Here is a 2824-nt window from a genome sequence, read left to right on the forward strand (position 1 = left end):
AATAGCGATAGGTAAGCCTCTGGTTTTACCACCTCGGGCTTTTCCCCCGCTCCACACCGTGCGTGATAGTTTCCCATCACACGGCGTTCCACCGGCTAAATCTTACTTTTTAGTGCCTATATAGTCCTCGAATTGTATCATTTCTAGCTCCCTGTATTCACGAAGCTTATTGATTTTATCTTGCATTTCTTTGGTCAATGGTAGATTTTTGAGTAGCTTACTTATTTTATTGCTATTTTCTTCTCCTACCAAATCCGATACTTCTTTTGAGAGAATAATTAAATTCCTGTAAGTATCGTTTCTTTCTCCTTTGCAAGGCTTGATGTGTTCACAGACCATATCCACAATGGTCAAAGCATTATGCGTAACAGCACATTTGCCTTTTTGTGCTATATACCTTGAAAGAGCATTATCTGCCATCTCTAATGTAGGATAGAGATGAGCATTTTCCATCATATACTTCATAACTTCAAAGCTGATACAGTTTTCAGCGTCTGAGTATTTCCTCACATATTTGTTGACATCACGTCTTTTATATTTTGGATATTCATAAGATACATATCCGACAGGAACAATCATACGACCATTTATCCATCTACATTGTTTGGACTTTCCGTACTTATCCAAGATGTATTTGCTTGTAATTTCACCTTGTTTCTCTATGGGAAAGCATCGTTTATTATGATTCATTCCGTTGCTTTTCCCTGTAACCTTAAAGGCTATTTCCGCAAAGTCGGATGACACAAGCGTTGCCATACAGTAATAATTGTGCATTCCCATGACCATAGCGTTGTAAAGACTTATATTTTTATCTAATTCACTTTGTTTGCTTGGGTTTTTAATATCTTTCCAAACAGACCCCAGTTTACTGATAACCTTGACTTTACTCTTATCTGCCATATGGGAACGAATAATCCATTTATCCCCTTTTGGTACTACTTTGAATTTTATTCCAAGAAAAGTCGTGTAGTTCTTTCTAAGGTTGGTAATTCCTGATTTTTCATCACTTGTCTGCAAATGCAGATTTTCAGCCAACCATAGCTTCGTAGCCTTCATTACCTTGACAGCTGTCGCATAATCTCTGCAAAAAATCTTGAAGTCATCTGCATATCTAGTAATATACATTTCTTTCAATCTTGTTTTTGCTCTGAGTTTGTTCCATTTCTGCGTTCGGTCTATTGTGAGTATGTTTCCTTCATTATCAACCTTTGTAAACTCGTAGCCTGTACTTCCCTCTTTGATTTTGAACATTTCCCACTGATTAGCAACCCACCAGTCCAGTTCATTCAACACTACATTAGCTAGTAGCGGAGATAGAATACCACCTTGAGGTGTGCCTGTTTCTGGTGTAATAACTATGTCATTAAACAGAATGTCCGCTTTTAACATTTGCTTGATTATTATAATCAGCTTTCTGTCCTGTACTCCCAATCCCCATAACTGACGGATAAGTTTTGAGTGGTCAATATTATCAAAGAATCCTGTAATGTCTACATCTACAACAAAGTGCAGATTTTGTATCTGTGCCATTTTATAGCACTGTGCTATTGCGTTTTGCGTAGACCTATATGGTCTGAAACCATTATTTCTTTCGTGAAACTTAGCTTCACAGATTGGCTCTAGTATCTGTAAGACACACTGTTGTATTAGTCTGTCCCAAATGCTCGGAATACCAAGAGGTCTTTCTTTTCCGTTATCTTTCGGAATTTCTACTCGTCTGACTTTCTGTGGTTGATAATAGTTCAACTTGTTTCTGATGGTTTTTATGACCATTTCGATAGGTAATTTCTGTATTTCTACAATTGTTTTACCATCTGTACCAGGAGTTTTACTCCCGTTATTCTTGCAGATATTTCGATATGCAAGTATGATGTTTTGGTCAGATACAATCATTGGCATAAGCCTATCAAATCTCTTCCCTTTTAGGCTATCTTCATAAAGCTGATAGCCTATTTCTTTAGCGTCATACCTTTCTGCATTTCGTTCTGCTTTATTTACAATTCGTTTTGCCATAGTAACCAACTCCTTATCGGAGAATGATTTTTTCTTAGTCGCACCACGACAGCTATGAAAATCTCCTTTTGGTGATTACTATATAGACATGAAAGAAAATTTAGTATCGGCTTGTGGCTATCCCTCCACCGCTTATTATCACGGCTTCAACGGTACTGTGCCACTGCTCTCACAACCATAAATGCACTTATTGTAGAAAAGGTTCTTTCAGCCTTTTCATTTTCGATACAACTACGGTACTTTGTCGCTGATACAGTCAGCTCCCGTATTGGTTGCTTTCCACGTTCCACATAACTTAGGATTGTTACCACTTAGGTCATTCCTTTAGCCCTGCAAGTATTATCTTCAAGAGTTTTCTCAAGATACCTGTGTTCTGTAAACACAGAGGGTATTTCATACTAACAACTTTTACTTTACCCCACTTGCGTACCCATTGGTACACTGGCATTTCTACCAGCCATTCGTTTAGAGCCGTACATTCGGAATTTTGTCAGACCGCCTATTTGGTCATTCTAACCATATGGCAACCCCGCCCGCACTGTCACACACAACACCTACCTCTAGGTATCTTTCCTAGTATTTCTACTTTAGGGTGTGCTTCGCACGACTTCTCCGAGCTTATAACCTTAGTCATCTGTATTCAACTAACGCTATTCGGAGTATTAGCGAATTCCCTTCAGGGCGTTACCCCTTCATTTGAAATTTCAGTTATGCAGTTCTCTAAAACCACATTATTAAATTATTTGTGACTTTAGGCTACGCTTTTGTCGGTTATTCCTACCGCTTTGGGCGTAGAACGTGTCACACTATT

Annotated in this window: 1 protein-coding gene; it reads right to left on the reverse strand. The window is 38.4% G+C overall.

Annotation, left to right across the window (positions count from 1 at the left end; genetic code table 11):
• Window positions 1-102: 102 nt before the first annotated feature.
• Window positions 103-2013 carry a group II intron reverse transcriptase/maturase gene (gene ltrA / locus HKO22_RS10565; RefSeq protein WP_169970502.1) on the reverse strand — a complete coding sequence of 637 codons (1911 nt, stop codon included), beginning with the start codon at window positions 2011-2013 and terminating at the stop codon, window positions 103-105.
• Window positions 2014-2824 lie beyond the last annotated feature (811 nt).

The sequence above is a fragment of the Peptoniphilus faecalis genome (assembly GCF_012976305.1).
GTDB classification, from domain to species: Bacteria; Bacillota; Clostridia; order Tissierellales; family Peptoniphilaceae; genus Peptoniphilus_A; species Peptoniphilus_A faecalis.